We start from the raw sequence: 26012 nt of genomic DNA, 5'->3' as shown, positions 1-26012 counted from the left end.
GCGGGGCCGAAATCAGCGGGCGGGATCCATCGTGAACGACCACTCCCCGCCGCCGTGCTGGTACATGGTCACCGTCGGCACCGGCCCGGACCCGACGCGGACGCCGGCGCCGAGCAGCTCCTCCCGCAGCGCCAGACCGCGCGGCCCACGGAGGTAGACGTTCACCGAGCAGACCTGCATGCCGCAGAACAGGCTGCGGCCCATCATGCCCCCGCTGCACGTGATGTACTCGTGCGAGACGATCAGGTCCTCGAGCCCGTCGCCGTCGAGATCGCGCGCGATGGCGCCCTCCCGCGCGACCTTGCCGGGGGCGCCGTCGCAGGCGTCCGCGATCTCCTGCCGGAGCACCTCCTGCACGTCCGCGGCGGCGGCGGGGCCGCCCGCGAGCGCGAGGAACGGGAGCGCGAGCAGGGTGGCGGGCACGAACCGTTTCATGAGCTCTCCTCCGTCCTCCGGGGATGGTAGCGGGTGGGAGCGCCCCCGCGCAACCGCAGGATCGAGCATCGCCCATTGCTCCCGATCCCCCGGCGGATTATGCTCGGCAGCCCGTTCGCATTAACGAACAGGTTCGCCGGTTCGCCCGCAAATTCCCGCGACAGGAACGCACCACCAGCCCATGACCGCCGCCGCCCCGATCCCGGATTCCGCACTCGCCCGCGAGGCCCGCTCCCAGGCCGACGAGCCGCAGAGCCTCGTCATGCGCTTCGCCCGGGACGAGCCGCTGATGATGGATTGCGGCGCCGCGCTCGCGCCCTGGCAGCTCGCCTACCAGACCTACGGGACCTTGAACGAGGCGCGCTCCAACGCCGTCCTGATCTGCCACGCGCTGACCGGCGACCAGCACGCCGCGAACGCCCATCCGGTCACCGGCAAGCCGGGCTGGTGGTCGAGCTTCGTCGGTCCCGGCCGGCCGATCGACACCGATCGGTTCTTCGTGATCTGCGCCAACGTGATCGGCGGGTGCATGGGCTCGACGGGGCCGGCCTCCACCGATCCGGAGACCGGCCGGCCCTACGGGCTCGATTTCCCGCTCGTGACGATCCGCGACATGGTGCGCGCCCAGGCGATGCTGGTGACGAAGCTCGGGATCGACAGCCTGTTCTGCGTCGCCGGCGGCTCCATGGGCGGCATGCAGGTGCTGGAATGGGCGGCGCTCTACCCGCACCGGGTGTTCGCCGCGATGCCGATCGCCGCCTCCGCCCGGCACTCGGCGCAGAACATCGCCTTTCACGAGGTCGGCCGCCAGGCGGTGATGGCCGATCCGGACTGGCGCAACGGCCGCTATCTCGAGGAGGACGCGCGACCGCGCAAAGGCCTCGCCGTGGCGCGCATGGGCGCGCACGTGACCTACCTGTCCGAGAGCGCGCTCCACCGCAAGTTCGGCCGCCGCCTGCAGGAGCGCACGGCGCCGACCTTCTCCTTCGACGCCGATTTCCAGATCGAGAGCTACCTGCGCCACCAGGGCATCACCTTCGTCGAGCGCTTCGACGCCAACTCGTATCTCTACGTGACGCGGGCGATGGACTATTTCGACCTCGCCGACGAGCACGGCGGCAAGCTCGCCGACGCCTTCCGAGGCTCGCCGACGCGCTTCTTCGTGATGAGCTTCACCTCCGACTGGCTGTTCCCCACCGAGGAGAGCCGCGCGGTGGTGCGCGCGCTCAATGCGGCGGGGGCGTCCGTCTCCTTCGTCGAGATCGAGAGCGACAAGGGCCACGACGCCTTCCTGCTCGACGAGCCGGACATGTTCGCCGCGGCGCGCGGCTTCATCGACGGCGCCGCCGCCGCGCGGGGGCTGTGAGATGACCGCGCATCAGCCCCCTCCCCTCGGGTCCGCCGGCGCGGCGGCGCCGCGCAAGGACCACCTGCTTCTCGCCGGCATCGTCGAGCCGGGCTCGCGCGTGCTCGACGTCGGCTGCGGCGACGGCGCGCTGCTCGCGCTCCTGCGCGACCGCAACGGCGTCGACGGCCGCGGCATCGAGCTCGAGCGCGACAACGTCGCATCGGCCCTGGCCAGGGGCCTCTCCGTGATCCAGGGCGACGCCGACACCGACCTGTTCGACTATCCGGACGACGCCTTCGACTACGTGGTGCTCTCGCAGACGATCCAGGCGACGCGCCGGCCGCGGGCGGTGCTGGAGGAGATGCTGCGCATCGGCCGGCACGCCATCGTCTCGTTCCCGAATTTCGGCCATTGGCGGGTGCGCGTCGATCTCGCCGTGCGCGGGCGGATGCCGGTGAACGAGAACATGCCCTTCTCCTGGTACGACACGCCCAACATCCACTTCTGCACCATTCGCGACTTCGTCGGGCTGGTGGAGGTGGTCGGCGCCAGGATGGAGCGCGCCTGGGCGCTCGACGGGCAGGGAGAGCCGGTGCGGCTGCCTCTGCCCTGGTGGGCGTGGAATCTTCTCGGCGAGCAGGGCGTCTTTCTCCTGCGCCGGAGTTGATACCCATCGTCACCTTTCGTGATTGAACGCGACGCCGCCTCGTTCGTTGTCAGCCCGATTTTCACGAACGAGAGGTGACGCTATGCGCTTCGCTAAAATCACGCCCATCGTGGCGATACTCGCCCTCGCGGCCTGCGACAACCAGCCCGAGACCACGGCCGAGGCCCCCGTCGTCGAGGAAGAGACGGCGGTGATCGAGCAGGAGACCGCCGAGATCGGCGCCGAGATCGAGCAGGGCGCCGAGGCCGTCGGGACCGAGGTCGCCGAGGGCGCCGCCGCCCTCGAGCAGGAGACCGCCGAGGCCGTCGAGCCCATCGAGACCGAGGTCGAGGAGGAGGTCGCCGTGATCACGCCGGAGGCCGGCGGCACGACCGCCGAGCCCACGACGTCGACCCAGATGACCGAGGTCGAGCCGATCGTCGAGGGCGGCGGCGAGCCCGAGGTGACGGTGATCACGCCGGAGGCCGGCGACACCGAGACCGCCCTCGCCACGCCGACGGAGGGCGCCGAAGCCACGGGCGCCATCAGCGCCACCACGGCCGCCATGGTCGACCCGGGCTCCTACGCCTCCGACCAGCTGTCGCTCGAGCTCTCGGATGCGGGCACCTTCACGCTGACCGGCCCGGGCGGCGACGAGGTGACCGGCGATTGGCGCGTCTTCGGCGATACGATGACGCTCTCGAACGCGTCCGGCGCCACGGGCGAGGCCGAATTCCCGATGACCTGCACGGTCGAGGAGGAGGGCGAGGGCTTCCGCATCTCCGCCGAGACCGGCTCGTGCGAGATGCTCGACGGCCAGGTCTTCACGCCGCAGGGCTGAGGACCGGCCCGCGGACCATCGCGACCTAGAGAAGGAGGAGGTCGGCCTGCGCGCCGGCCTTTTCCATGCGCGCGCGCTCGAGCCGCGCCTCCACGGCGAGGCGTTCGGCCTCCGGCAACGCGGCGCGCACCGGCGCGAAGCTGCGGCGATGGGCCGGGCACGGCCCGTGCGCGGCGAGGGCCGCCATGTGCTCGGGCGTCGAATAGCCCATGTGGCGCGCGAAGCCGTAGGCCGGATGCGCCGCGTCGAGGCGCGTCATGATCCGGTCGCGCATGACCTTGGCGACGATGGAGGCGGCGGCGATGGCGGCGATGGAGGCGTCGCCGCCGACGATCGCCCTCCCCTCGCAGGTCAAGCCGGGCGGAACGTCGCGCCCGTCCACGAGGGCGAGGCTCGGCGCGCAGGGCAGCGCGAGCAGCGCCCGGCACATGGCGCGCAGGGTCGCGCCGCGGATGTTGTGCCGATCGATCTCGTCCGGGCCGGCGCTCGCCACCGCGACATGGGCGCGCTCCAGCACGAGGCCGTAGAGCTCCTCGCGGCGCGCGGGCTCGAGCAGCTTCGAATCGGCGAGACCGCGCGGGACGGGGCCGTGGAAGACCACCGCCGCGCAGACCACGGGCCCGGCGAGCGGCCCGCGGCCGGCCTCGTCGATGCCCGCGACGATCCCGCCGGGCGCGAGCGCGCGCTCGCGCCGGCCGTCGAGGCGCGGCAGAGACGTCTTGGCCTTCGCGGCGGTCTTGTCGCGCGGGGGCATGGGGTCTCCGTGGGCCGAGCGAATCGCCGCCCTCGGCTCGGACTTTAGCCGCCGAGGCGTCGTGCGCGAACCGCCTGCCGAGACGATTTGCGCGCCGCGGCGTCGCACGCTACCCCCTCCTCTCGGAGCGGCGCGCGTTTACCGCGCGTTCAGCATGACGCACCAAGCTCGGCCGACGCCGCGCCGGGGGGCACGATCCGGGCGCCGCCGCGCGCCCGGCCAGGACGAGGAACAGCATCATGAAGCACGTCGCGGTCCTGATGGGCGGCTGGTCGGCCGAGCGGCCGGTGAGCCTGAATTCGGGGCGGGCCTGCGCCGCCGCGCTGGAGAGCGGGGGCTACCGGGTGACGCGCGTCGACGTCACGCCCGACGTGGCGCGCACCCTCGCCGACCTCGCCCCCGACGTCGCCTTCAACGCCCTGCACGGGCCGATGGGCGAGGACGGGCGCATCCAGGGCCTGCTCGAATACCTGCGTATTCCCTACACCCATTCGGGCGTGCTGGCCTCCGCGCTCGCCATGAACAAGGACAAGGCCAAGACCATTCTCGCCGCCGCCGGCGTGCCGCTCGCGCGCGGCGTGGTCTGCACCCGTTTCGAGGCCGCGCGCGCGCACGTGCTGCCGGCGCCCTACGTGCTCAAGCCCGTGTCCGAGGGCTCCTCCTTCGGGGTGGTGATCGTGCGCGAGGGCCGCAGCCACCCACCGCAGGAGGTCGCGCGCGACGACTGGCCCTACGGGGACGTGCTTCTGGCGGAGGAATACATCCCCGGGCGCGAGCTCACCTGCGCCGTGATGGGCGACAAAGCCTTGGACGTCATCGACATTCGGCCCGCCGTGGGGGCCTTCTACGACTACGATTCCAAGTACGCCCCGGGCGGCTCGATCCACGTCCTGCCGGCAGATCTTAAACCGAATATTTACCATCAGGTTCAACAGTCGGCGTTAACGGCGCATCAAGCACTCGGCTGCCGGGGGGTGACCAGGACAGACTTCCGCTACGACGACGGGCCGGACGGAACCGGCAGGCTCGTCGCCTTGGAGGTCAACACCCAGCCCGGCATGACCGAGACCAGCTTGGTCCCGGAGATCGCGGCCCATGCAGGCTACAGTTTCGGTGAGCTCGTACGATGGATGGTGGAGGACGCCTCTTTGAATCGCTGACCGCCGGATCGCCCGGCGGCGCGCCCCCGCGCGCCGATGCCGGGACCCGCAGCCACGCCCGGTTCGCGAGCATGGCCTCCGCGCTCCCCGCCGCCTTCCGCCGCCGCGGGCCGATCGCCCGCCTCGAACGCCGCCTGCCGCGCTTCGCCGGCACTCTCCTGCTCACCGCCTTCTTCGCCGGCGTGACGCTCTCGGGTCTCTCCGCCGGCGGCCGGCTCGACGCCTTCTTCGCCGAGCACGGCGCCCCGCGGGACGTCGCCGCGCGCATGCTGGGCTTCGGCGTCGACGCCGTCACCATTTCCGGCATCGCCCGCCTGCGCGAGAGCGAGGTGCTCGACGCCGCGGGCATCGACCCCACCGTCTCGCTGCCCTTCCTCGACGCCGAGGTGGCCCGCGAAGGGCTGGAAGCCCTGCCGCTCGTGCGCTCGGCCTCCGTGCGCAAGCTGTTTCCCGACCAGGTCACGATCGGCCTCGTCGAGCGCGAGCCCTACGCGCTCTGGCAGGTCGACGGCCAGGTCTACGTCATTTCCGCCGACGGCGAGGTGATCGACCTGTTCAGCGAGGATCCGCGCTACGCCGCCCTGCCGCACGTCGTCGGCGAGGGCGCCAACGGACGGCTGGAGGATTATTTCGCCATCGTCGACGCCGCCGGGCCGCTGCGCGCGCGCATTCGCGCCGGCACCCTCGTCGCCGAGCGGCGCTGGACGCTCAAGCTCGACACCGGCCTCGACGTGCGCCTGCCCGAACGCGACCCGATGGCCGCGCTCGAGCGCCTCGTCGCGCTCGAGGCCGCGCACGGGCTGCTCGAGAAGGACATCATCGCCGTCGACCTGCGACTGCCCGACCGGGTGGTCGTGCGCCTCACCGAGGACGCCGCGCAGGCTCGCGCCGAGGAGATGAAGGATCGTCCGCTGCGCGGGCGGGGAGTGAACACGTGACCGCGAACGTCGTCCTGCCCCGCCTCAAGCCGCTGTCGGCCCGCAAGAGCGCACTTCTCTCGGTGCTCGACGTGGGCACGGCCAACGTCGTGTGCCTCGTCGCGCAGCTGCAGCCCTGGGACGGGGCCGAGGGGCTCTCCGGCCGCACGCATCTGGCGCGCATCCTCGGCATCGGTCACCATCGCTCGATGGGGCTCAAGGGCGGCGCCATCGTCGATCTCGACGCCGTCGAGAGCGCGATCCGCCACGCCGTCCACGCCGCCGAGCGGATGGCGAAGGTCGAGATCCAGTCCGTCATCGTGAACCTCACCGGCGGGCGCATCGCCTCGCAGCGGATGTCGTCGTCGGTGACGGCCCGCGGGCTGGTCGGCGAGGCCGAGATCCAGCGCGCGCTGCGGCTCGCCTATGCCGGGGGCGTCGGCCAGGGTCGGGTGCCGCTGCACTCGATCCCGCTCTCCTACACGCTCGACGCCCAGGGAGGCATCGCCGACCCGACGGGCATGCTCGGCGAGAAGCTCTCGGTCGATCTCCACGTCGTCGGCGCCCAGGCGGCGGCCGCGCGCAACCTGATGGTCGCGGTCGAGCGCTGCCATCTCGACGTCGAGGCGATCGTCGCGACGCCCTACGCCGCGGGCCTCTCGGCCTTGTCGGACGACGAGGCGGAGATGGGCGTGGTCGTCATCGATTGCGGCTGCGGCACCACCTCCGTCGGCGTGTTCGAGGCGGGGCATCTGGTCCACGCCGACGCGCTCGCGGTCGGCGGGCACCACGTCACGATGGACGTGGCGCGCGGCCTCTCGACCCGCCTCGCCGCCGCGGAGCGCCTGAAGACGCTGCACGGAGCGTGCATCGCCTCGGCGGCCGACGAGCGGGACCTGATCAGCGTCCCGCAGGTCGACGACGACGAGCGCGACGTCGCCAACCATCTGCCGAAATCGCACCTCGTGCGGATCATCAAGCCGCGGGTCGAGGAGATCCTCGAGCTCGTGCGCGATCGCCTCGCCGAGGCGGGCCACCCGGCCCGTCCCGGGCGGCGGATCGTGCTCACCGGCGGCGCGAGCCAGCTCGCGGGGCTGCCGGAGACGGCGCGACGCATTCTCGAAGGGCAGGTCCGCATCGGCCGCCCGCTCGGGATCAAGGGGCTGCCCGAGGCGGCCAAGGGCCCGGCCTTCTCGGCCGCGGTCGGGCTGCTCGTCTACCCGCAGGTCGCCCATGCCGAGCGCTTCGACGCGCGCGGCGGCGGCCAGGCGGGCGGGGGCGAGGCGCAGGGGTACTTCTCTCGGGTGGGCCGCTGGCTGCGCGAGAGCTTCTGAGGAGCGCGCGACCGCACCGGCGTAACGGGGGCGGCGCGTACGGGACGACAGGGGCGGCGCGAAGACGCGCCGCGGGACACGGGACAGGGCACGAGAGGGCAAGCCATGGCTCAGATCAATCTGCAGGCTCCGGACATCCGCGAGCTCAAGCCGCACATCACGGTCTTCGGCGTCGGCGGCGCCGGCGGCAACGCCGTCAACAACATGATCGACTCGGGGCTCCAGGGCGTCGAGTTCGTGGTCGCGAACACCGACGCGCAGGCGCTCGCCTCCTCGCGGGCGAGCCGCATCGTCCAGATGGGCGTGGCGGTTACCGAGGGCCTGGGCGCGGGCTCGCAGCCGGACGTCGGCCGCGCCGCCGCCGAGGAGGTGATCGACGAGATCCGCGATCAGCTCTCGGGCGCGCACATGGTGTTCATCACCGCCGGCATGGGCGGCGGCACCGGCACCGGCGCCGCCCCGGTCGTGGCCCGCGCGGCCCGCGAGATGGGCATCCTCACGGTGGGCGTCGTCACCAAGCCCTTCCAGTTCGAGGGCTCGCGCCGCATGCGCCTCGCCGAATCGGGCATCGAGGAGCTGCAGGCGAACGTCGACACGCTCATCGTCATCCCCAACCAGAACCTCTTCCGCGTCGCCAACGAGCGCACCACCTTCGCCGACGCCTTCGCGATGGCGGACCAGGTGCTCTATTCCGGCGTCGCCTGCATCACCGACCTGATGGTGAAGGAGGGCCTCATCAACCTCGACTTCGCCGACGTGCGCGCGATCATGCGCGGCATGGGCAAGGCGATGATGGGCACGGGCGAGGCCTCCGGCGACGGCCGCGCCCAGCAGGCGGCCGAGGCGGCGATCGCCAACCCGCTCCTCGACGACGTCTCGATGAAGGGCGCCCGCGGGCTGCTCATCTCCATCACCGGCGGCCCGGACCTCACCCTCTACGAGGTGGACGAGGCGGCGACCCGCATCCGCGAGGAGGTCGATTCGGAGGCGAACATCATCCTGGGCGCCACCTTCGACCACACGCTCGAGGGCGTGATCCGCGTGTCGGTGGTCGCCACCGGCATCGACCAGGAGCTCGCCGCGGCGGCGATGGAGGTCTCCGCCACCGAGCAGCGCATCGCCGAGGTCGCCGAGCGCCTGCGCGCCGAGGCCCGCGCCCGCGCCGCGGCGGCGCAGCAGCAGGCCGCCGCGCCGACGACCACCACGGTCCCGCAGGTCCCGGCCCAGCGTCCCGCCGCCGAGGCGCCCGCGAAGCCCGCGGCCGAGCCGGTCGCGCAGGCGCCGGCCGCGCAGGTCGAAGCGCCGGCCGAGGCCGCGCCGGTCGAGCCCGAGCCCGCCCCGGCCACCGTCGCGTCGCAGCAGCCGAACGCCGCCGCGACCGCCGCCGCCGAGCGCGCCGTCGCCGAGGCGATGGCCGGCCTCTCCGTCGACGCCCCGCGCGCCGCGCGCCAGGCCGAGCCGGAGCCCGAGGCCTCGCACGAGGACATCTTCGTGCCGCCGCAGGCCGAGCGCGTGCCCCGCGCCCCGCGCATGCCGCGCGTCGACGAGCTGCCGCTGCCGGCGCAGAACCAGCTGCGCGCCCGCGAGGCCCAGCCGGAGGCCGAGCAGAAGCGTGGCCTGCTGCACCGCCTCGCCACCGTCGGCTTCGGCCGCCGGGAGGAGCAGCCGGCGCCCGCGCCGCGCCAGCAGCCCCAGGCGCCGGCTCCGCGCCAGCAGCAGGCGGCGCAGCCGCAGGCCCCGCGCCAGCCGGCTCCCCAGGCTCCCGTCGCGCCCGCGGCGCCGGCGGCCGCCTCCTCGGTGCACGCCGAATACGCCAAGCGCCCGGCGGCGCCGCAGGGCTACCGCCCGGCCCAGGGCAATCTCGACCCGCACGGCCGCGCGCCCGCCCAGCCGCGCTCGCTCGACGACGACCAGCTGGAGATCCCGGCCTTCCTGCGCCGCCAGGCCAACTGACCGCACGCCCTCTCCCCGGTCCTGTCCCCGCGCCCCGGACGCCGCCAGCGTCCGGGGCGTTCGCGTTTTCAGAGGCCGCGGCGAAAAGCCCAAGGAAATCAACGCCGCCGCGGTTTGGGCCAAATCGTGGCGATTTGTAACAGAGCGTTAGACAACGTGATTTGGCTGAACCCCGCAGCGCCGACTATGGTGCGCCGCATACAGGAAGAGGCGGCCGCGAATCGCGCGAGTCGCTCGGGGCTGAAGACACGGACAGGAACCGCTCGGTCGGAAGGCGTCGTCTTTCCGGACCAGGTCTCTTGTGCGGAAAAGAGAACGATGAGCAAGATGTACCAAGTCACGCTTCGCGCTCCCGTCGAGATCGCCGGCATCGGCGTCCATTCCGGCGAGCCGGTTTCCGTGACCCTGCATCCTGCGGACCCCCACCACGGCATCGTCTTCCTGCGCACCGGGCTTCCCAACGGCATCGACCGCCTGATCGCGGCCCGCCATCTCAACGTCTCCGCCACCGAGCTGTGCACCGTCGTCGGCGCCCGCGAGAGCGGCTGCGTCGCCACGATCGAGCATCTGATGGCGGCGCTCGCCGGGATGGGTGTCGACAACGTGCTCGTCGAGATCGACGGCGCCGAGATGCCGATCCTCGACGGCTCCGCCGGCCCCTTCGTCGCAGCGATCGAGAGCGTCGGCGTCGTCACCCAGGCCGCGGCGCGCCGGTTCGTCAAGGTCCGTCGCCCCGTTCGGGTCGAGAAGGGCGCGTCCTTCGTCGAGCTGCTGCCGGCGGAGAAGGGCCTGCGGCTCGACGTCGAGATCGACTTCCCCCACGCGGCGATCGGCCGCCAGCGCCGCGTCTGCGAGCTGACGCCGTCGAGCTTCCGCCGCGAGATCGCCCCGGCGCGCACCTTCGGCTTCATGCGCGACGTCGAGGCTCTGTGGAAGGCGGGCTTCGCGCTCGGCGCCTCGCTCGAGAACACCGTCGCCGTCGGCGAGGACGGGGTCGTCAACCCCGAAGGCCTGCGCTTCGCGGACGAGTTCGCCCGCCACAAGCTCCTCGACGCGGTCGGGGACCTCGCGCTCGCCGGCCATCCGCTCGTCGGCGCCTACCGCGCCTTCCGGGGCGGCCACCGCCTCAATTTCGCCGTCCTCGAAGCCTTGTTCGCCGATCGTGCGAACTACGAGATCGTCGAGCTGGGCGGTCGTCGGGAGCCGGCCGAGACCGCCATGCCGCTGCCGATCGCGGCCTTCGGCGCCCAGACGCGCTGATCTCGCCGGCCTCGTCGATCGCGTCTCGTGAGCACACAGGCGCGAAGCCGCTTTGCGGATCGCGACGGCTGAGGTAAACAGCGCGACGACGACGACGCCGGCCACGGGCTCCGGGTGCGGCGCAAATCCTTCCGGAGGTTGATCGGGGCATGTCTTTCGCGAATGCGTATCGAGGCGCGAAAGCGGGCGCCGTCCGCTCTCTCGTCATCCTCGGGCTCGGCCTGACCGTCGCCGGCTGCGAGACGGTCGCGTCCCTCAACCCGTTCGACCGGGCCGAGAAGTACGAGCCCGAAATCGTCGAGACGCGCCCGGCGGAGGAGCTCTACAACGAGGGTCTCTCGCTGATCGATCGCGGCCAGTGGCAGACCGCGGCAGAGCGCTTCGAGGAGATCGAGGAGGCCTATCCCTACAGCGAGTTCGCGCGCCGCGCCCTGATCATGCAGGCCTACGCGCAGTTCGCCGGCGGCGCCTACGACGACAGCTCCAACACCGCCGAGCGCTACCTCCAGCTCTACCCGGCCCAGGAGGACGCCGACTACGCCCAGTACATCCTGGCGATGTCGAACTTCAACCAGATCCCGGACGTGACGCGCGACCAGACGCGCACCGCCGAGGCGCTGCGCGCCTTCCAGGAGCTGATCGATCGTTATCCGCAGTCGGATTACGTCGAGGACGCCCGCGCCAAGATGCAGTTCGCCCTCGACCAGCTCGCCGGCAAGGAGATGGAGGTCGGGCGCTACTATCTCGAGCAGCGCAACTATCCGGGCGCCATCAATCGCTTCCGCACCGTCGTCGCCCAGTACCAGACCACGCGCCACTCCGAGGAGGCGCTCGCACGGCTCACCGAGGCCTACATGGCCATGGGCATCACCGACGAGGCGCAGACCGCGGCCGCGGTGCTCGGGCACAATTTCCCCGAATCGCAATGGTATCAGGACAGCTACGCGCTCCTGCAATCCGGCGGCCTGGAGCCGCGCGAGAACCGGGATTCGTGGATCAGCCGCGCCTTCCGCGGGTTCACGCGGACGGTGATCGGCATCGGCGGCTGATCCGCTCAGACCCATGCTCGTCCAGCTCTCGATCCGCGACATCGTCCTGATCGACCGGCTCGAGCTTTCGTTCGGCGACGGCCTCGCCGTGCTCACCGGCGAGACCGGCGCCGGCAAGTCGATCCTGCTCGATTCGGTCTCGCTCGCCCTCGGCGGGCGCGGCGACGGCGCGCTGGTGCGCCACGGCGAGAGGCAGGGCGTCGTCACGGCGGTGTTCGACGTGCCCCTCGACCATCCCGGCCGCGCGATCGCGGCCGAGGCCGAGATCGACACCGAAGGCGACCTGATCCTGCGCCGCGTGCAGATGGCCGACGGGCGCACCCGCGCCTGGGTCAACGACCAGGCCGTCTCCGTGCAGGTGCTGCGCGCCATCGGCGCGACGCTCGTCGAGATCCACGCCCAGAACGCCGACCGCGCGCTGGTCGACCCCGCCTCCCACCGCGCCATCCTCGACGCCTTCGGCGGATTGCAGCCGCAGGCCGCCGCGGTCGCCTCCGCGGCGCGTGCGGTGCGCGAGGCGCGCCAGGCGCTGGAGCGCCACCGCGCCCGAATCGAGGCGGCGCGGCGCGAGGCGGACTACCTGCGCCACGCGGTCGAGGAGCTCGCGGCGCTCGCGCCCAAGCCCGGCGAGGAGGCCGCGCTCGCCGAGCGCCGCGCGGCGATGATGCAAGCCGAGAAGGTCGCTTCCGACCTCTCCGAGGCCTACGATTCGGTCGCGGGCAACGCCTCCCCCGTGGCGGCGCTGTCGGCCGCGGTGCGCAAGCTGGAGCGACGCGGGGCGCAGGCGCCGGCCCTGGTCGACCCGCCGGTGAAGGCGCTCGACGCCGCCCTCGTCGCCCTCGACGAGGCCCGCGCCGCGCTCGAGGAGGCGATGCGCGCCGCCGAGTTCGACCCGCACGAGCTCGAGGCCGCGGAGGAGCGGCTCTTCGCGCTGCGCGCCGCCGGCCGCAAGTACGACGTCGCGCCCGACGACCTCGCGGCCCTGGCCGAGCGTCATGCCGGCGACCTCGCCGAGATCGACGCGGGCGAGGAGAAGCTGCACGGGCTCGAGGCGGCGCTGGCCGAGGCGGACACGGCCTACATGGCCGCGGCCCTGGCGCTCAGCGAGGCCCGTCGCGCCGCCGCGCACGCCCTCGACGAGGCCGTCTGCGCCGAGCTGCCGCCGCTCAAGCTCGAGCGGGCGAAGTTCATCACGCAGGTCGAGGTGGACGAGGCGAGCCGCGACGCGGCCGGCTTCGACCGCGTCGAGTTCTGGGCGCAGACCAATCCCGGCACGCGGCCCGGCCCGATGATGAAGGTGGCGTCCGGCGGCGAGCTCTCGCGCTTCATGCTGGCGCTCAAGGTCGTGCTCGCCGACAAGGGCTCCGCCCCGACCCTCGTCTTCGACGAGATCGACACCGGCGTCGGCGGCGCGGTGGCGGACGCCATCGGCCAGCGGCTCGCGCGCCTCGCCGAGCGGGTGCAGGTCATGGCCGTGACCCACGCGCCGCAGGTCGCGGCGCGCGCGGGGGCGCACTACCTAATCTCGAAGGAGCCGGTCGACGGCTCGGATCGCGTCGCCACCCGGGTCGCGCCGCTCCGCGAGGCGCCACGTCGCGACGAGATCGCCCGCATGCTGGCGGGCGCCACCATCACCGACGAGGCCCGCGCGGCGGCGAAGAAGCTGCTCGAGGCGGCGGTGCGCTGAGGGCGCGCGGCGACGTCCTCGCGGAGAGCGACGCGGGTCCCGCCTCAGTCCTCCAGCTCGTACATCTCCAGCCCCGCCTCCATCGCGATCATCGCGGCGCGCTCGAGCGCGCGGCCGTCGCCGCGGGAGACGGCCTGGGCGATCAGCGAGGCCGCGCGCAGGCGGGCGTCGGCCTGCGAGGCGGGGCGCGTCTCTTCCAGCCGCTCTGCCGCCGCGGCGGCGAGCGCGTGCCCGAAGCGGCCGAGCAGGCCGGCGCTGAAGGCGGCGTCCGGGTCCTCGAGCGGCGGGCCGCCGCGCAAGGTGCAGCTTTCGGCGAGACCGAGGGCGAGAGCGTGGATCGCGGCGAGACCGTCGACCGTCTCGATCGTCGCGACGAGGGCGCCCGCGTCCACCGCGGCGAGGGAGCCGCCGACCGGCCCCGGGCCGGAGGCCGCCGCGCGCGACCCGGCGCGCGGGCGCGCCAGCCACAGGCGCGCTTCGTGACGGGCGGCGGGATCGGCGAGGCTCGGTGGAGCGGCGAGGATGGCGCGTGCGGCGGCGTCGGCGCTCCGCCGAGCCTCCTCCAGCGCGCCGGCGGCCTCCGCAGGCGAGAGAGTGGGCACCCCTCCCTCGCCCGATCGCGCGATGCGGATCGCCCGCTCGAAGCCCGCCGCTGCTTCGGCGGCGGCGCGAAGGTCGTCGAGCCGGGTAGCGCCGTGCGAGGTGCTCGGATCGTCGCGCATGACGTGCTTGTTGCCCCTTCGTCCGTCTGTCGTCTTTAGACGCAGCGTATGGTCGCACGATAGTACGCGATCCCGTACCGGGGGGGGCGTCAGCGGACGAGGCCGAGCCTGATCGCCTCGGCGACGGCATGCGTTCGGTTGCGCGTGCCGAGCTTGCGGCGCGCGACTCGCATGTGCTTGTCGACGCCGTGCTCGGAAATGCCCATGGCCTCCGCGATCTCGCCCTCGGTCCGACCTTCGGCGGCCCATTGCAGAGCCTCGGTCTCGCGCGGCGAGAGCCTCGGCGGCCGGCGGCGCGCCGCGTCGACGGGGCTCGCGAGCTGTACGCAGCGGGCCACGGCGTAGGAGCCGATCAGCGTGAGCGCCCCCCGCATGGCGGGCGGAAGCTCGACGCGCTCCCCGGCGAGGGAGAAGCCGGCCACGGCGCCGTCGAGCATGGCCAGGGGCACGGTGAAGCCGGCGCGCAGGCCGAACTCCCCCGCCTCGTTCATGACGCGGCGCGCCGCGGCGTCCTCGGCGCAATCGAGCTCCAGCTCGCTCCAGAGGAACGGCCCGCCGACCGCGCGCACCCGCCGGATCGCCGGGTCGGCGAAAAGGTAGCCGTGGCTGAAGTAGCGCCGGGCCCATTCGTCGGGCCAGTCCGCGAGGAGGACGTGCGCGAGCTGCTGGCTCCGGGTCGACCCCGGAGCCGGCATCGTCCCCGCGAGCACGCGCTCGAAGCCGAAGCGCGCGCCGGTGAAGAGCAGCGCCTCGGCGATATCGGCAGGGCTGCGTGCGCGATCGATGGATCGCGTGATCTCGAGCGTCTGATCGAGCGAGCGGCGGGACATGCGAACGACTCCGTCCCCCATCGTGTCGTAGTGCAACCGCGTGCGCAAGCGCAGGATGCGCAGCGCTCAGGCTCGTTCGTGAGCCGACGCGAGCGTCCGCAGGGCCGACACCAGCGCCGCGACGCCCTCCGCGGGCGTGCGATCGTTGACGATGGTGACGTCGGCGTCGATGGGCGCGAGCGCGTCGGCACGGGCGAGGCGCGCCGCGGCCTCGCCCGCGCCGTCGCGGCCGCGGGCGGCGATGCGCGCGGCGACCACGTCGCGCGGGGCCGTGATCTCGACGACGGTGACGATGTCGGCCAGGCGCGCCCGGGCCTCCGCGACGGACGCCCGCGAGCCGTTGACGACGCACAGGGCGCCGCGCGCGGCCTCCTCGGCGACCGCGCGCGGGATCGCGTATCCGAGCCCGTGCGCGCGCCACCACAGCGCGAAGCGCCCCTCTGCGATCCCCGCCTCGAAGGCCGCCTCGTCGATCGTGTCGTGCGCCTCGTGCGGGGAGACGGGGCGCGTCACCAGCCGATGTGGAAAGCGGATGCGCGGATCGTCCGCCAGCGCCGCGCGCGCGCCGGCGATCAGCGTATCCTTGCCCACCCCGCTCGGGCCGACGACGAGGACCAGCGCGCCCCTCACGCCACCCGCTCCCCCGCCCGCCAGACCTGGCGCACGACGGGCGTCTCGCCCGAGATCCGCACCCGCACGAGATCCGCGCGCAGGCCGGGCGCGATCGCGCCGCGGTCGCCGAGCCCGGTGGCGCGGGCGGGGTTGAGCGTGACGGTCCGGATCGCGGCGGGCAGGTCGATCGCGGGCACGCGATCCGGCAGGCGGAAGGCCGCCATCAGCAGGCTCGCGGGCACGTAGTCCGACGAGAGGATGTCGAGCAGCCCCTCCTGGGCGAGCGTCTCGGCGGCGACGTTGCCGGAATGCGAGCCGCCGCGGATCAGGTTCGGCGCCCCCATCACGACGGTGATGCCGCGCTCGCGGCAGGCGCGCGCCGCCTCCACGGTCGTCGGGAACTCCGCGAGCGAGATCCCGGCCCGGTAGGAGGCCTCGACCTCCTCGCGCGTCGTGTCGTCGTGGCTCGCGAGGGGAATGCCGCGCGCCTTGGCGAGCGCGATCAGCGCCGGCCGGTTCTCGGCGACGAGGGGGCCGCTGCGGGCGATCCGCGCCTCCACCGCCCGTTCCGCCTCCGCCCGGCCGCCATGCGTCTTGTCGCCGTAATAGACGAAATACTTCTCCAGGTCGCGGAACTGGCGCTGGCCGGGCGTGTGGTCCATGAGCGAGATCAGCCCGACCGGGAACATCGCGGCGAAGTTGTCGACCGCGTCCACCACGTCCGGCGAGGGGATCTCGCAGCGCAGATGGGTGTGGTGGTCGGCCCGGAAGAGGTGGTGCCGGCGCGCCTCGTCGAGCGCCTCCGCCAGCGTGAGCAGCTCCGCCCCGAGACCGTAGCCGTCGACGTCGATGCCCGCGCGCAGCGAATCGAACACCGTGGTGATGCCCGCCGTCGCGATCTGGGCGTCGTAGGCGAGCACGGCGCCGAGCGGGTGCCAGCGCACCTTCGGACGCGGCGCGTAATGGCTTTCCAGATGGTCGGTGTGGAGCTCCACCAGGCCCGGGATCAGCGTCTCGCCGCCCAGGTCGATCCCGCGTTCCGGCGCGCGCCCCTCCCCCACCTCGACGATGCGGCCGTCCGCCACCGCGACGAAGCCGCGGATCACGGCCTCGGGCAGCACGATCTCGGCGTTCTCGAAGACGACGCTCTCGGGGCTGTTCGGCGTGGCGGTCTCGGGCGGAGAACTCATCGATGCGTCCCTCTCGGGCGGGCTCAGGCGGCGGGTCTAGCGGCGAAGCGTGTCACGTCCACGACGCGCGTGGCGACGGCCTCGCGGACGTCGGCGTCGTGGAAGATGCCGATCAGCGCGCATCCGGCGGCGCGCTTCTCGCGGATCAGCTCTATCACGACCGCGCGATTCGCGGCGTCGAGGGACGCGGTGGGCTCGTCGAGGAGCAGAACGCGGCGGGGCGCGATCAGGCCCCGGGCGATGTTGACGCGCTGCTGCTCGCCGCCGGAGAAGGTCGCCGGCGGCAGTTCCCAGAGCCGCTCCGGCAGGTTCAGGAGCGCGAGCAGCGCGCGGGCGCGCGCGTCGGCGGCGTCCGCGGCGAGGCCGCCCTCGCGCCCCTCCGCGGCGATCACCTCGCGCGCGCCGATGCGCGGGATCACGCGCAGGAACTGGCTGACATAGCCCATCGTCGAGCGCCGCAGCCGCATCACCTCACGCGGCGCGGCCGTGGCGACGTCGACGACGCACCCGTCCTCGTCCCGCACGCGGATCGCGCCGGCGTCGCAGCGGTAGTTGCCGTAGATCATCTTCAGGAGCGAGGACTTGCCCGCGCCCGAGGGCCCGCCGAGGACGACGCATTCGCCGGGCGCGACGGCGAAGGAGACGGTCTCGACGACCTCGAGCCGCGTGCCTTCGCGCAGGTGCAGCGTGAAGGTCTTGGAGACGTTCTCGAGGGTGACGAGGGATTGGGTCATCGGGTCGTCCTCATCGCGTCATCCCCGGCCGAAATGAGCGAAGCGAATGCAGGGGAAGGGGACCCAGCGCAGAGACTCTTCGCGCCGAAGGCGCGCGGTCGCGGCGACCAGCCGCCTCGTCGGGGGCGAGTGAGCGCCTTCGGCGCAGCATCTTTTCGCTGGGTCCCCTTCCCCTGCGCGCCTTCGGCGCTCCGGCCGGGGATGACGGGTGTGGCCTTCAACATCCCCTCCTCACGCCGCCAGCACGGACGAGACGAGCAATTGCGTGTAGGGCTCGCGCGGATCGTCGAGCACCTGGTCGGTGAGCCCCGTCTCGATCACGCGTCCGTGGCGCATCACCATGATCCGATGAGAGAGGAGCCGCGCCACGGCGAGGTCGTGCGTGACGATGATCACGGCGAGACCGAGCTCGGCGACGAGTCCGCGGATCAGGTCGAGGAGGCGCGCCTGGACCGAGACGTCGAGGCCGGACGTCGGCTCGTCCATCAGCACGAGGCGGGGATGGGTCACGAGGTTGCGGGCGATCTGCAGGCGTTGGCGCATGCCGCCGGAGAACGTCGTCGGCTTGTCGTCCATGCGCGAGACGTCGATCTCGACCCGCCGCAGCCAGTCCTCCGCCGTCGCCCGGATGGCCCCGTAATGGCGCTGGCCCACCGCCATCAGCCGCTCGCCGACGTTCCCGCCGGCGGAGACGCGCATGCGCAGGCCCCGGGTCGCGTCCTGGCGGATGAAGCCCCAATCGGTGCGCATCAGCACGCGCCGGCGCGCCTCGTCGAGATCGAAGAGGCTCTCCACCGCGCCGTCGCGCATGCGGTAGCGCACGCGGCCCGCATTCGGCTCGAGCTCGGTCGAGAGCAGCGACAGCAGCGTCGACTTGCCCGATCCCGATTCGCCGACGATCGCGAGCACCTCGCCCGGGTAGAGGTCGAAGGAGACGTCCTCGCAGCCGACGTGCCGGCCGTAATGCCTGGTGAGGCCCTCGGCCTCGATGAGCGCGCCCTCACGCATCGGCCGCCTCCCCGGTCGCCGTCGCCCCGCGATGCCCCGCCGCGCGGCGCTCCTCGCAGAAATCGCTGTCGGAGCACACGAACATGCGCCCGCCCCGGTCGTCGAGGATCACCTCGTCGAGATAGACCCCCTCGGCCCCGCACAGCGCGCACGGCTCGGAGAAGCGCTGGACCGTGAACGGATGGTCCTCGAAATCGAGGGAGCGCACGCGCGTATGGGGCGGGATGGCGTAGATCCGCTTCTCGCGCCCGGCGCCGAAGAGCTGCAGCGCCGCCGACATCTCCATCTTCGGGTTGTCGAACTTCGGCGTCGGCGAGGGGTCCATGACGTAGCGGCCGTTCACCTCCACGGGATAGGCGTAGGTCTTGGCGATACGGCCGTGCGTGGCGATGTCCTCGTAGAGCTTCACGTGCATGAGGCCGTACTCGGCGAGCGCGTGCAGCGTCCGCGTCTCGGTCTCGCGCGGCTCGAGCAGGCGCAGGGGCTCGGGGATCGGCACCTGGTAGACGAGGACCTGCCGCTCCGACAGCGGCTCCTCCGGGATGCGATGGCGCGTCTGGACGATCGTCGCCTCGCGGGTGCGGGTCGTCGTCGCGACGCCGGCGGTGCGGGCGAAGAACTTGCGGATCGAGACGGCGTTCGTCGTGTCGTCGGAGCCCTGGTCGATCACCTTGAGCACGTCGCAGGGCCCGATGATCGAGGCCGTGACCTGCACGCCGCCGGTGCCCCAGCCGTAGGGCATCGGCATCTCGCGCGAGGCGAACGGCACCTGGTATCCGGGAATGGCGATCCCCTTGAGGATCGCGCGGCGGATCATGCGCTTCGTCTGCTCGTCGAGATAGGCGAAGTTGTAGCCGGTCGCGGCGGGGGCCGGGGCGTTATCGGCGTCGGTCATGATGGAGCCCCTCCGCGCCCGCGCGCATAGGCCGCGAGGCGCGCATCGAGCGTGCCCGTGTGCAGCTCGAACAGGTGGTCGTCGTCGTCGTAGAAATAGAGGGAACGCCCCTCGCCCGGCACGCGCGGACGCGGCGGGCGGATCTCGACGCCGAGCGCCCGCAGGCGCTCGGCGTAGGCGTCGAGATCGGCGTCCGCGACCTTGAAGGCCACGTGATCGTAGCCGCGGGGCGCGGCGCGCGCGCCCTCCATCGCCGCGATCCAGACCCCGCCGAGCAGGAAGAACTTCTCCCGCGCGATCGAGAAGGTCTCCTCGCCGCTCGCATAGACCTCCTCGGCGCCGAGCCCGTCGACGAGGAGGCGGGTCGTCCGTGCGAGGTCGCGCACCACGAAGGTGATGTGAGAGAGGCCCTCGATCATTCCGCGGCCTCCCTGCGCGCGGCCTCGGCGGCCCGGGCGGCCTGCTCGGCGCGCATCCGCCGCACCAGCTCGAGCTCGGCCTGGAAATCGACGTAATGCGGCAGCTTGAGGTGCTCGACGAAGCCCGTCGCCATCACGTTGTCGCAGTGGGAGAGGACGAACTCCTCGTCCTGGGCCGGCGCCTTGCGCTCCTCCTCGAGCTCGCCCGCGCGCAGCGCCCGGTCGACGAGGGACATGGCCATCGCCTTGCGCTCGCTCTGCCCGAAGGCGAAGCCGTAGCCCCGGGTGAATTGCGGCGGCACCTGCGAGGAGCCCTTGAACTGGTTCACCATCTGGCACTCGGTGACCAGGATCTCGCCGAGCGGGACCTCGAAGCCGAGCTCCTCGGGGATGAAGCCCACCTCGACCTCGCCGATGCGGATCTCGCCGACGAACGGGTGGTTGCCGCCGTAGCCGCGTTGGGTCGAATAGCCGAGCGCGAGCAGGAAGCCCTCGTCGCCGCGGGCGAGCGCCTGGAGGCGCAAGTCCCGGCCGGCGGGAAAGGCGAGCGGCTCGCGGGTGAGGTCCGCGGCGGGCGCGTCGTCGGCGCCAGGACCCTCGCGCTCGATCAGGTCCTCGTGCGCGAGGAGGTCGGTGACGCGCGCCATGCCTCCCGGCTCTCCGGCGGCCGCGAGCGCCGTGGCGGCCTGCGGCGGCGCGGGCGGCTCGACGCCGGCGGCGAGCGCGAAGTCGATCAGCCGGTGGGTGTAGTCGAAGGTCGGGCCCAGCACCTGCCCGCCGGGCAGGTGCTTGTACGTCGCCGAGATCCGTCGGCGCACGCGCATCGCCCCCGTGTCGACGGGCTCGGACAGGCCGAAGCGCGGCAGCGTCGTGCGGAAGGCGCGCACCAGGAAGATCGCCTCGATCAGGTCCCCGCGCGCCTGCTTGATGGCGAGCGCGGCGAGCTCCCGGTCGTAGAGCGAGCCCTCCGTCATCACCCGGTCGACGGCGAGGGACAGCTGCTCGGCGATCTGGTCGACGCCGATCTGCGGCAGGTCGCGGTCCCCGCGGCGCGCGTCGGCGAGAAGCGCATGAGCGTTGTCGATGGCGGCCTCGCCGCCCTTCACGGCGACATACATGCGCTCACTCCCGGATCTCGGTGGCGCGGGGCAGGCCGGCGACGCGGCCGCCCTGCGTGAGGAGGATGTCGACGCCGCGCGGGAACAGCGCGTGGTTCGCCCGCCAGCGGGCGAGGAAGTCCGGCGGCAGCGGGGCGGCGGAGAGCCGCGCCGTCTCCCGGATGCCGGGTCCCGCGAGGGTGAACCCGCCCGTCACGTCCAGCCGCTCGCAGGCGAGAACGAGCGTGGTCGAGCGGTCCGGATAGGCCTGATCGCCGAGCGCGAAGGCGTCGAAGGCCGGCAGGTCCGCCGGGTCGGCGATCAAGGCGAAGGCGGCGGCGCGCGCGTCGGCGACGATGCGCGCGCCGGTGTGGAAGCGCAGCCACGCGGCCGCCGCGGGGGCCTCGGCGAGACGGGCGTCGAGCCAGAGCGGCGCCTCGTGATCGGCGAGCGTCAGCGCGACCGCCGCGAGGCCCGGCGTCAGCGGCGCGGGCGGGGCGAGCGTGACGGGGAGCGCCTGCAGCGTGCCCGGACGCGCCAACGCCTCCATCACCGCGCGGAAGACGCCCTGCGCATCGAGCACCGGATCGGCGAAGCCGGGGGCGAGGGCGGCGGGGGATGCGGGCGCGGCCATCTCAATCCTCCCCGCGGACCATGGTGAAGAAGTCGACCTTGGTGGCCGCCACGCGCCGCGCCTCGCGCTCCCGCTCCGCGGCGATTCGCTCGGCGACGGGGGCGAGGGCCCCCTCGACCGCGTCGGGGCGCGCCTGGAACAGCGCGTCGAGGACGGCCGCCTTGCGGGCGCGGTCCGCGTCGCGGCCGAGATGATAGGCGAAGCCGGTCTCGCCGCCGGGCAGACGGACCGCGGCGCGGGTGACCGTCGCCTCGCCGGCTTTGAACGCGCGCCCGTCGCCGCCGATGCGGCCGCGCAGCATGACGAGGCCCGTCTCCGGCCGGCGCAGGTCGCGGACGTCCCGCGGCGCCTCGAGCCGCGCGAGCGCGGCGTCGAGCTCCTCCGCGCGGGCCAGCGCGCACAGCTTCATCACCGCCTGGCGGGCGACGATTTCCGGTGGATTTTCACCTGTGGATGGCATGCGCCGCTCCGTGAGGGTTGGCGTCCGTGTCGTCTAGTGTTATAGACAACTCGACAGCAGGGTCAAATGAAAGTTCCGTGACATGCGTGAGTCCCGCCCGCAGCGCCTTCCGGACCAGCCGCCGGCCGACCCGCCGGAGCTCGTCCGCGGCGGAGGCGTCGCGGCATGGCGCCAGATCGTCGACGGGCTCGAGGCGGACATCGCCGCCGGGCGGCTGGAGCCGGGAGACCGGCTCCCCGCCGAGACGCAGCTCGCCGAGCGCTTCGGCGTGAACCGCCATACCGTCCGGCGCGCGCTCGGCGTGCTGGCCTCGCGGGGTCTCGTGCGCGCCACGCAGGGGCGCGGCACCTTCGTCGAGGCGCGGCCCCTGCCCTATCCGATCGGCCCGCGCACGCGCTTCACCGAGATCGTCTCGGCGGCGGGCCGCCAGGCCTCGGGCGAGCTGATCGCCTCCGGCCCCGTGCCCGCCGATGCCTGGGCGGCGGACCGGCTCGGGATCGCCGCGGGCGACCCCGTGCTGCGGCTTCTCACCCTGCGCGCGGCCGACGGCACGCCGATCGCGCTCGCGACCAACGTCTTTCCCCTTCCCCGCTTCGAGCGCCTCGAGGCGCTCTATCGCGAGACGCAGTCGCTGACGCCGGCCTATGCGGCGCTGGGCATCCGCGACTATCGCCGGCTCGCCACGGCGATCTCGGCGCGCGCGGTCTCGCCCGAGGAAGCCGCGATGCTCGATCTCGTCCCCGGCCGCACCGCGCTCGTCGTCGACAACGTCAACGTCGACGAGGCTGGCGTGCGCATCCAGGCGACCCGCGCCTTGTTCCCGGCCGATCGGGTGGAGCTGAAGGTGGAGGGGTGATCGGCCCTCACCCGCCGTGCCTCTCCAGGAACGCCTCCACGGACAGAGCGCGGATGTCCGGCAGCGCCAGGCGCAGGCGCTCGTGGTCCCAGTCCCACCAGGCCAGCGCCTGCAGCCGTTCGGCGATCGCCTCCGGGAAGCGACGGCGCAGCGGACGGGCGGGATTGCCGACGGCGATCGTATAGGGCGCGACGTCCCTGGTGACGACCGCGCCGGCGCCGATCACGGCGCCCGTGCCGATAGTCCGTCCGGGCAGGACGATCGCCCCGTGGCCGATCCAGACGTCGTGGCCGATGCCGACGGGAGAGGCGCGACGCCGTTCGAAGAACGCCTCCTCGTCCGCCTCGAGCCCGGGCCAGTAGGCCGCCGCGCGATAGGTGAAGTGCGCCTGGCTCGCCCGCTCCATCGGATGGTTGCCGGGATTGATGCGCACGGCGCTGGCGATGGAGGTGAACTTGCCGACCGTCGTGTAGGTCATCTCCGCGCCCTCGACGATGTAGGAATAGTCGTCGAGCACGCTCTCCACGATCCGGGTTCGGGCCCCGACCTCGGTATAGCGCCCGAGGCGGGACTGGAGGACGTGCGCTTCGGGGTGAACGAGCGGCGTTTCGGACAGGCGCTTCATCGGGCGGCTCCGGCAGGACGTGGAGCCGGCTCCCTAGCGCGGCCGTCCGACAGTCTCGTGACGGAGGGCCGACGGAGGCCGCGACCGACCGGCGCTCTTGCGCGACGGCGTCGAATTCGCGACAAGCTCACCCCGTGACAGACGACCGCCTCTACCCCTCCCGCCCCTTCCTCGCCGCGAGCGTCGCCGTCGTGCGCGAGGGCCGCGTGCTCGTCGCCGCGCGCGGCAAGCCGCCGATGCGGGGCGTGTTCACGCTTCCGGGCGGGCTGGTCGAGACCGGCGAGGCGCTGGCGGAGACGGCGATCCGGGAGCTCGCCGAGGAGGTCGGCGTCGCGGCCGAGATGATCGGGCCGATCCGGCCGGTGGAGATTCTCGAGCGCGATCCGGACGGGCGCGTGCGCAGCCACTTCGTGATCCAGGCCCATGCGGCGCGCTGGCTCTCGGGCGAGGGCACGGTCGGGCCGGAGGCCGCTGCGATCCGCTGGGTCGACGGGCGCGAGGTCGAGACGCTCGAGACGACGCCGGGCCTGCCGGACATCGTGCGGACCGCGATCGCCATGGCGGAGGCGCCGCGATGAGGGCGCGCCTGCGTATCCTGGCGCTGTGCACGGCCCTCGCCGCCGCGCCCGCGCTCGCTCAGCAGGAGGCGCCTGCCGCCGATCCCACGACGCTGCCGCCGCCGGCCTACGAAACGGATCTCCTGCGGCTCGCGGAGGTGATGGGCGCCCTCGCCTTCCTGCGCGACCTCTGCGGCGCCGGGGACGCGCGCGAGTGGCCGGCGCGGATGCAGCGGCTGATCGAGGCCGAGGGCGAGGCGCGCTCGGAGCGGCTCGCGGGGTCCTACAACCGCGGCTTCCGCGCCTTCGCCCTCACCTACCGCGTCTGCACGCCGGCGGCGGAGCGCGCGATCGCCGGCTATCTCGTCGAAGGCGAGCGCCTGTCGCGCTCCGTGGCGCGGCGCTTCGGCGGATGAGGCCGCCTCAGCGGCAGACGCGCTCCTCCACCAGGACCGGCTCGCCCCAGCGTCCGAACCCGTCGCGCGCGACGGTCTGGCAGCGCGGCCCGCGCGGATCGTAGCGGCCATCGGCCAGAGGGCCCGTCGAGCGGCCGACCGGCCGCGCGCCGCCCGTGCGGTCGAACCGCTCGAATGGGATGATGTCCGGATCGCCGGCATAGGGGTCGGCATACGGCGTCGCGTACGGATCCCGGTAGGGCGACGCGTAGGGGTCGGCGACGACCGGCTCGACGGGGCGGGCCAGCACCGAGCCGAGCACGGCGCCGAGCGCGACGCCGCCGACGATACCGAGGGCCAGCGCCGCGCCATCGTCGTCGAAGCCGCGCTCGCGGGGCGCGACGTGCGCGGGCGCATACGCGCCGTACTGGGCGCCGTACCGGGCGCCGTATGGGTCGACGCGATGCGCGACCCGGCGCTCGGTGCGGTGCTCGATCACCTCCTCGCGCCAGTACTCGCCCGCCTGCGCGGCCGGCGCGAAGGCCGGCAGCGCGATCGCGGCGGCGAGGGCGAGGGAGAGCGGCGTGCGGGTGCGGGCGGAGCGGGGCATGGCGGGGCGTCCTGTCTCGGGTGCGGCGGGCGCGCGGGCTGGGCCGCGTCGGCGATCGAGGTAGCGCGCCGCGCTTGAACCGCGGCTGAACGCGCGCGTTCGCGCGCCCCGCACCGAGCCCGCCTTCATGCGTTCATGACGAAATGGTCACGCACCGGCCATGCGCGCCCAAGGTGCGCGGTGCGACATTTTCGTCCGACGCTCCGACCGGACGCCGCTTCGAGACCATGCAGCCGAGGTGATTGTCATGAAACGCCAGATCGTTCTCGCCGTCGCCGCCATCGCCCTCCTCGCGGGCGCGCCGGCGCTCGCGCAGCAGCAGGGGCCCGGGATGGGCCAAGGACCCGGGCAGGGGACGGGTCCCGGCACGGGCCCGCGCGCCGAGCGCCTCGCTCTCGACCGCACCGCGCTGATCGAGGCGCGCCTCGCCGCGATCCGCGCCGGGCTCTCCCTCTCGCCCGAGCAGGAGGACCTGTTCGCGCCCCTCGCGGACACCTGGCGGGAGGTCTCCGAGACCCGCGTCGAGCGCCGCGAGGCCATGCGCGCCGAACGCCGGGGACGCTTCGGGCCAGACGACGGCCGCGGCTTCGGGCCCGGCCGGGGCATGGGCCCCGGCATGATGATGTCGCACGAGGAGATGCGCGGCAGGATGGGCCGCGGCTCCGGGCCGGGCCCCGGCGCGGACGGCGGTTACGACTTCATGGAGAGCCTGGAGCGCCGGGCCGCCGTGACGGCCGCCCGCTCGGACGAGCTCGCCCGCCTCGCCGAGGCGATGCGCCCGTTCTGGAACAGCCTCGACGAGGGCCAGCGGGCGCTCCTCCCCGTCCTCGTGCGCGAGACCGGCGGCCTCGTCGGCGCGGGCCGGGACGGCCGGCGCGGCGGAGGCTACCACCACGGCATGCGCGGGCGCGGCTGGAACTGAGCCGGCGCACGAAAAAGCCGCCCGGGTCGCCCCGGGCGGCTTTCTCCGTATCGGCTCCCGCG

Annotated in this window: 29 protein-coding genes; 14 read left to right on the top strand and 15 right to left on the bottom strand. The window is 73.2% G+C overall.

The genetic code is table 11. From position 1 onward, the window contains the following. Positions 1-12 precede the first annotated feature (12 nt). The gene (locus ABL310_RS03240; protein WP_349370281.1) at positions 13-435 is read right to left on the bottom strand and encodes a hypothetical protein; all 423 of its coding nucleotides are present in this window, start codon (positions 433-435) and stop codon (positions 13-15) included. 181 nt (positions 436-616) lie between these two features. On the opposite strand from ABL310_RS03240, the gene ABL310_RS03235 reads away from it, so the two are divergent. From ABL310_RS03235 to ABL310_RS03225, 3 genes are all read left to right on the top strand, one after another. Next, positions 617-1801 carry a homoserine O-acetyltransferase gene (locus tag ABL310_RS03235; protein WP_349370280.1) on the top strand — a complete coding sequence of 395 codons (1185 nt, stop codon included), beginning with the start codon at positions 617-619 and terminating at the stop codon, positions 1799-1801. Between the two features lies 1 nt (position 1802). Continuing rightward, entirely contained in the window at positions 1803-2450 is a 648-nt protein-coding gene (metW, locus tag ABL310_RS03230; RefSeq protein WP_349370279.1) for a methionine biosynthesis protein MetW, read from the top strand. 82 nt (positions 2451-2532) lie between these two features. After that, positions 2533-3270: a hypothetical protein gene (locus ABL310_RS03225; RefSeq protein ID WP_349370278.1), complete on the top strand. Its 738-nt coding sequence runs from the start codon at positions 2533-2535 to the stop codon at positions 3268-3270. Positions 3271-3295: 25 nt separating this feature from the next. Here ABL310_RS03225 and ABL310_RS03220 read toward each other — a convergent pair whose 3' ends face one another. After that, positions 3296-4024: a ribonuclease HII gene (locus ABL310_RS03220; RefSeq protein WP_349370277.1), complete on the bottom strand. Its 729-nt coding sequence runs from the start codon at positions 4022-4024 to the stop codon at positions 3296-3298. A 236-nt stretch (positions 4025-4260) separates the two neighbouring features. Between ABL310_RS03220 and ABL310_RS03215 the strand changes: the two genes are divergently transcribed. From ABL310_RS03215 to recN, 7 genes are all read left to right on the top strand, one after another. Continuing rightward, positions 4261-5184, top strand: a complete 924-nt coding sequence (locus tag ABL310_RS03215) for a D-alanine--D-alanine ligase (protein ID WP_349371985.1) — start codon at positions 4261-4263, stop codon at positions 5182-5184. Next, positions 5151-6122, top strand: coding sequence for a cell division protein FtsQ/DivIB (locus tag ABL310_RS03210; RefSeq protein WP_374730362.1), 972 nt, complete (start codon positions 5151-5153; stop codon positions 6120-6122). Before ABL310_RS03215 ends, ABL310_RS03210 begins: the two co-directional genes overlap by 34 nt. Next, positions 6119-7435, top strand: a complete 1317-nt coding sequence (gene ftsA, locus ABL310_RS03205; RefSeq protein WP_349370275.1) for a cell division protein FtsA — start codon at positions 6119-6121, stop codon at positions 7433-7435. The genes ABL310_RS03210 and ftsA overlap by 4 nt, the downstream gene beginning before the upstream one ends. 105 nt (positions 7436-7540) lie before the next feature. Then, a complete protein-coding gene (ftsZ, locus tag ABL310_RS03200; protein ID WP_349370274.1) occupies positions 7541-9388 on the top strand; it encodes a cell division protein FtsZ in 1848 nt (615 codons plus the stop codon). A gap of 318 nt (positions 9389-9706) precedes the next feature. Continuing rightward, on the top strand, positions 9707-10648 hold the full coding sequence (gene lpxC / locus ABL310_RS03195; RefSeq protein ID WP_349370273.1) for a UDP-3-O-acyl-N-acetylglucosamine deacetylase: 942 nt from the start codon (positions 9707-9709) through the stop codon (positions 10646-10648). A 149-nt stretch (positions 10649-10797) separates the two neighbouring features. Then, positions 10798-11697, top strand: a complete 900-nt coding sequence (locus ABL310_RS03190; RefSeq protein WP_349370272.1) for an outer membrane protein assembly factor BamD — start codon at positions 10798-10800, stop codon at positions 11695-11697. Positions 11698-11710: 13 nt separating this feature from the next. After that, on the top strand, positions 11711-13384 hold the full coding sequence (gene recN / locus ABL310_RS03185; protein ID WP_349370271.1) for a DNA repair protein RecN: 1674 nt from the start codon (positions 11711-11713) through the stop codon (positions 13382-13384). Positions 13385-13428: 44 nt separating this feature from the next. Here recN and ABL310_RS03180 read toward each other — a convergent pair whose 3' ends face one another. From ABL310_RS03180 to phnG, 11 genes are all read right to left on the bottom strand, one after another. Further along, on the bottom strand, positions 13429-14106 hold the full coding sequence (locus tag ABL310_RS03180; protein WP_349370270.1) for a hypothetical protein: 678 nt from the start codon (positions 14104-14106) through the stop codon (positions 13429-13431). Between the two features lie 89 nt (positions 14107-14195). Then, on the bottom strand, positions 14196-14936 hold the full coding sequence (locus ABL310_RS03175) for a LuxR family transcriptional regulator (protein WP_349370269.1): 741 nt from the start codon (positions 14934-14936) through the stop codon (positions 14196-14198). A gap of 66 nt (positions 14937-15002) precedes the next feature. Beyond that, a complete protein-coding gene (gene phnN, locus ABL310_RS03170) occupies positions 15003-15566 on the bottom strand; it encodes a phosphonate metabolism protein/1,5-bisphosphokinase (PRPP-forming) PhnN (RefSeq protein WP_349370268.1) in 564 nt (187 codons plus the stop codon). After that, positions 15563-16738, bottom strand: a complete 1176-nt coding sequence (locus tag ABL310_RS03165) for an alpha-D-ribose 1-methylphosphonate 5-triphosphate diphosphatase (protein ID WP_349370267.1) — start codon at positions 16736-16738, stop codon at positions 15563-15565. The genes phnN and ABL310_RS03165 overlap by 4 nt, the downstream gene beginning before the upstream one ends. 23 nt (positions 16739-16761) lie before the next feature. Beyond that, a complete protein-coding gene (gene phnL / locus ABL310_RS03160; RefSeq protein WP_349370266.1) occupies positions 16762-17472 on the bottom strand; it encodes a phosphonate C-P lyase system protein PhnL in 711 nt (236 codons plus the stop codon). A gap of 231 nt (positions 17473-17703) precedes the next feature. Then, a complete protein-coding gene (gene phnK, locus ABL310_RS03155) occupies positions 17704-18480 on the bottom strand; it encodes a phosphonate C-P lyase system protein PhnK (protein ID WP_349370265.1) in 777 nt (258 codons plus the stop codon). After that, entirely contained in the window at positions 18473-19375 is a 903-nt protein-coding gene (locus ABL310_RS03150) for an alpha-D-ribose 1-methylphosphonate 5-phosphate C-P-lyase PhnJ (protein WP_349370264.1), read from the bottom strand. Before ABL310_RS03150 ends, phnK begins: the two co-directional genes overlap by 8 nt. Then, complete coding sequence (gene fosX / locus ABL310_RS03145; protein ID WP_349370263.1) at positions 19372-19794, bottom strand: FosX/FosE/FosI family fosfomycin resistance hydrolase; 423 nt, start codon at positions 19792-19794, stop codon at positions 19372-19374. Before fosX ends, ABL310_RS03150 begins: the two co-directional genes overlap by 4 nt. After that, positions 19791-20912, bottom strand: a complete 1122-nt coding sequence (locus tag ABL310_RS03140) for a carbon-phosphorus lyase complex subunit PhnI (protein ID WP_349370262.1) — start codon at positions 20910-20912, stop codon at positions 19791-19793. The genes fosX and ABL310_RS03140 overlap by 4 nt, the downstream gene beginning before the upstream one ends. A gap of 4 nt (positions 20913-20916) precedes the next feature. Beyond that, positions 20917-21525, bottom strand: a complete 609-nt coding sequence (gene phnH / locus ABL310_RS03135; RefSeq protein ID WP_349370261.1) for a phosphonate C-P lyase system protein PhnH — start codon at positions 21523-21525, stop codon at positions 20917-20919. Between the two features lies 1 nt (position 21526). Next, positions 21527-21985, bottom strand: coding sequence for a phosphonate C-P lyase system protein PhnG (gene phnG / locus ABL310_RS03130; protein ID WP_349370260.1), 459 nt, complete (start codon positions 21983-21985; stop codon positions 21527-21529). Between the two features lie 82 nt (positions 21986-22067). Between phnG and phnF the strand changes: the two genes are divergently transcribed. Further along, positions 22068-22841, top strand: coding sequence for a phosphonate metabolism transcriptional regulator PhnF (gene phnF, locus ABL310_RS03125; RefSeq protein WP_349370259.1), 774 nt, complete (start codon positions 22068-22070; stop codon positions 22839-22841). Between the two features lie 7 nt (positions 22842-22848). Here phnF and ABL310_RS03120 read toward each other — a convergent pair whose 3' ends face one another. Beyond that, positions 22849-23466, bottom strand: a complete 618-nt coding sequence (locus ABL310_RS03120; protein ID WP_349370258.1) for a chloramphenicol acetyltransferase — start codon at positions 23464-23466, stop codon at positions 22849-22851. 134 nt (positions 23467-23600) lie between these two features. On the opposite strand from ABL310_RS03120, the gene ABL310_RS03115 reads away from it, so the two are divergent. After that, positions 23601-24044 carry an NUDIX hydrolase gene (locus ABL310_RS03115; RefSeq protein ID WP_349370257.1) on the top strand — a complete coding sequence of 148 codons (444 nt, stop codon included), beginning with the start codon at positions 23601-23603 and terminating at the stop codon, positions 24042-24044. Continuing rightward, entirely contained in the window at positions 24041-24439 is a 399-nt protein-coding gene (locus ABL310_RS03110) for a TIGR02301 family protein (RefSeq protein WP_349370256.1), read from the top strand. Before ABL310_RS03115 ends, ABL310_RS03110 begins: the two co-directional genes overlap by 4 nt. Positions 24440-24446: 7 nt before the next feature. Here the strand turns inward: ABL310_RS03110 and ABL310_RS03105 are convergent, their stop codons facing one another. Then, complete coding sequence (locus tag ABL310_RS03105; RefSeq protein WP_349370255.1) at positions 24447-25028, bottom strand: hypothetical protein; 582 nt, start codon at positions 25026-25028, stop codon at positions 24447-24449. Between the two features lie 247 nt (positions 25029-25275). Here ABL310_RS03105 and ABL310_RS03100 point away from each other — a divergent pair, with 247 nt between their 5' ends. Then, the gene (locus ABL310_RS03100; protein WP_349370254.1) at positions 25276-25950 is read left to right on the top strand and encodes a hypothetical protein; all 675 of its coding nucleotides are present in this window, start codon (positions 25276-25278) and stop codon (positions 25948-25950) included. Positions 25951-26012 lie beyond the last annotated feature (62 nt).

Source organism: Salinarimonas sp., assembly GCF_040111675.1.
Classification (GTDB): Bacteria; Pseudomonadota; Alphaproteobacteria; order Rhizobiales; family Beijerinckiaceae; genus Salinarimonas.
Note: the sequence above shows the minus strand (reverse complement) of the source record. Positions and strands in the feature narration are given on the sequence as shown.

What these genes read in the sequence shown, in the direction of transcription:
- ABL310_RS03240 (WP_349370281.1), bottom strand. Translation starts at nt 435, where the DNA reads ATGAAACGGTTCGTGCCCGCCACCCTGCTCGCGCTCCCGTTCCTCGCG.
- ABL310_RS03235 (WP_349370280.1), top strand. Translation starts at nt 617, where the DNA reads ATGACCGCCGCCGCCCCGATCCCGGATTCCGCACTCGCCCGCGAGGCC.
- metW (WP_349370279.1), top strand. Translation starts at nt 1,803, where the DNA reads ATGACCGCGCATCAGCCCCCTCCCCTCGGGTCCGCCGGCGCGGCGGCG.
- ABL310_RS03225 (WP_349370278.1), top strand. Translation starts at nt 2,533, where the DNA reads ATGCGCTTCGCTAAAATCACGCCCATCGTGGCGATACTCGCCCTCGCG.
- ABL310_RS03220 (WP_349370277.1), bottom strand. Translation starts at nt 4,024, where the DNA reads ATGCCCCCGCGCGACAAGACCGCCGCGAAGGCCAAGACGTCTCTGCCG.
- ABL310_RS03210 (WP_374730362.1), top strand. Translation starts at nt 5,151, where the DNA reads ATGGATGGTGGAGGACGCCTCTTTGAATCGCTGACCGCCGGATCGCCC.
- ftsZ (WP_349370274.1), top strand. Translation starts at nt 7,541, where the DNA reads ATGGCTCAGATCAATCTGCAGGCTCCGGACATCCGCGAGCTCAAGCCG.
- lpxC (WP_349370273.1), top strand. Translation starts at nt 9,707, where the DNA reads ATGAGCAAGATGTACCAAGTCACGCTTCGCGCTCCCGTCGAGATCGCC.
- ABL310_RS03190 (WP_349370272.1), top strand. Translation starts at nt 10,798, where the DNA reads ATGTCTTTCGCGAATGCGTATCGAGGCGCGAAAGCGGGCGCCGTCCGC.
- recN (WP_349370271.1), top strand. Translation starts at nt 11,711, where the DNA reads ATGCTCGTCCAGCTCTCGATCCGCGACATCGTCCTGATCGACCGGCTC.
- ABL310_RS03180 (WP_349370270.1), bottom strand. Translation starts at nt 14,106, where the DNA reads ATGCGCGACGATCCGAGCACCTCGCACGGCGCTACCCGGCTCGACGAC.
- ABL310_RS03175 (WP_349370269.1), bottom strand. Translation starts at nt 14,936, where the DNA reads ATGTCCCGCCGCTCGCTCGATCAGACGCTCGAGATCACGCGATCCATC.
- ABL310_RS03165 (WP_349370267.1), bottom strand. Translation starts at nt 16,738, where the DNA reads ATGAGTTCTCCGCCCGAGACCGCCACGCCGAACAGCCCCGAGAGCGTC.
- phnL (WP_349370266.1), bottom strand. Translation starts at nt 17,472, where the DNA reads ATGACCCAATCCCTCGTCACCCTCGAGAACGTCTCCAAGACCTTCACG.
- phnK (WP_349370265.1), bottom strand. Translation starts at nt 18,480, where the DNA reads ATGCGTGAGGGCGCGCTCATCGAGGCCGAGGGCCTCACCAGGCATTAC.
- ABL310_RS03150 (WP_349370264.1), bottom strand. Translation starts at nt 19,375, where the DNA reads ATGACCGACGCCGATAACGCCCCGGCCCCCGCCGCGACCGGCTACAAC.
- fosX (WP_349370263.1), bottom strand. Translation starts at nt 19,794, where the DNA reads ATGATCGAGGGCCTCTCTCACATCACCTTCGTGGTGCGCGACCTCGCA.
- ABL310_RS03140 (WP_349370262.1), bottom strand. Translation starts at nt 20,912, where the DNA reads ATGTATGTCGCCGTGAAGGGCGGCGAGGCCGCCATCGACAACGCTCAT.
- phnH (WP_349370261.1), bottom strand. Translation starts at nt 21,525, where the DNA reads ATGGCCGCGCCCGCATCCCCCGCCGCCCTCGCCCCCGGCTTCGCCGAT.
- phnG (WP_349370260.1), bottom strand. Translation starts at nt 21,985, where the DNA reads ATGCCATCCACAGGTGAAAATCCACCGGAAATCGTCGCCCGCCAGGCG.
- phnF (WP_349370259.1), top strand. Translation starts at nt 22,068, where the DNA reads ATGCGTGAGTCCCGCCCGCAGCGCCTTCCGGACCAGCCGCCGGCCGAC.
- ABL310_RS03120 (WP_349370258.1), bottom strand. Translation starts at nt 23,466, where the DNA reads ATGAAGCGCCTGTCCGAAACGCCGCTCGTTCACCCCGAAGCGCACGTC.
- ABL310_RS03110 (WP_349370256.1), top strand. Translation starts at nt 24,041, where the DNA reads ATGAGGGCGCGCCTGCGTATCCTGGCGCTGTGCACGGCCCTCGCCGCC.
- ABL310_RS03105 (WP_349370255.1), bottom strand. Translation starts at nt 25,028, where the DNA reads ATGCCCCGCTCCGCCCGCACCCGCACGCCGCTCTCCCTCGCCCTCGCC.
- ABL310_RS03100 (WP_349370254.1), top strand. Translation starts at nt 25,276, where the DNA reads ATGAAACGCCAGATCGTTCTCGCCGTCGCCGCCATCGCCCTCCTCGCG.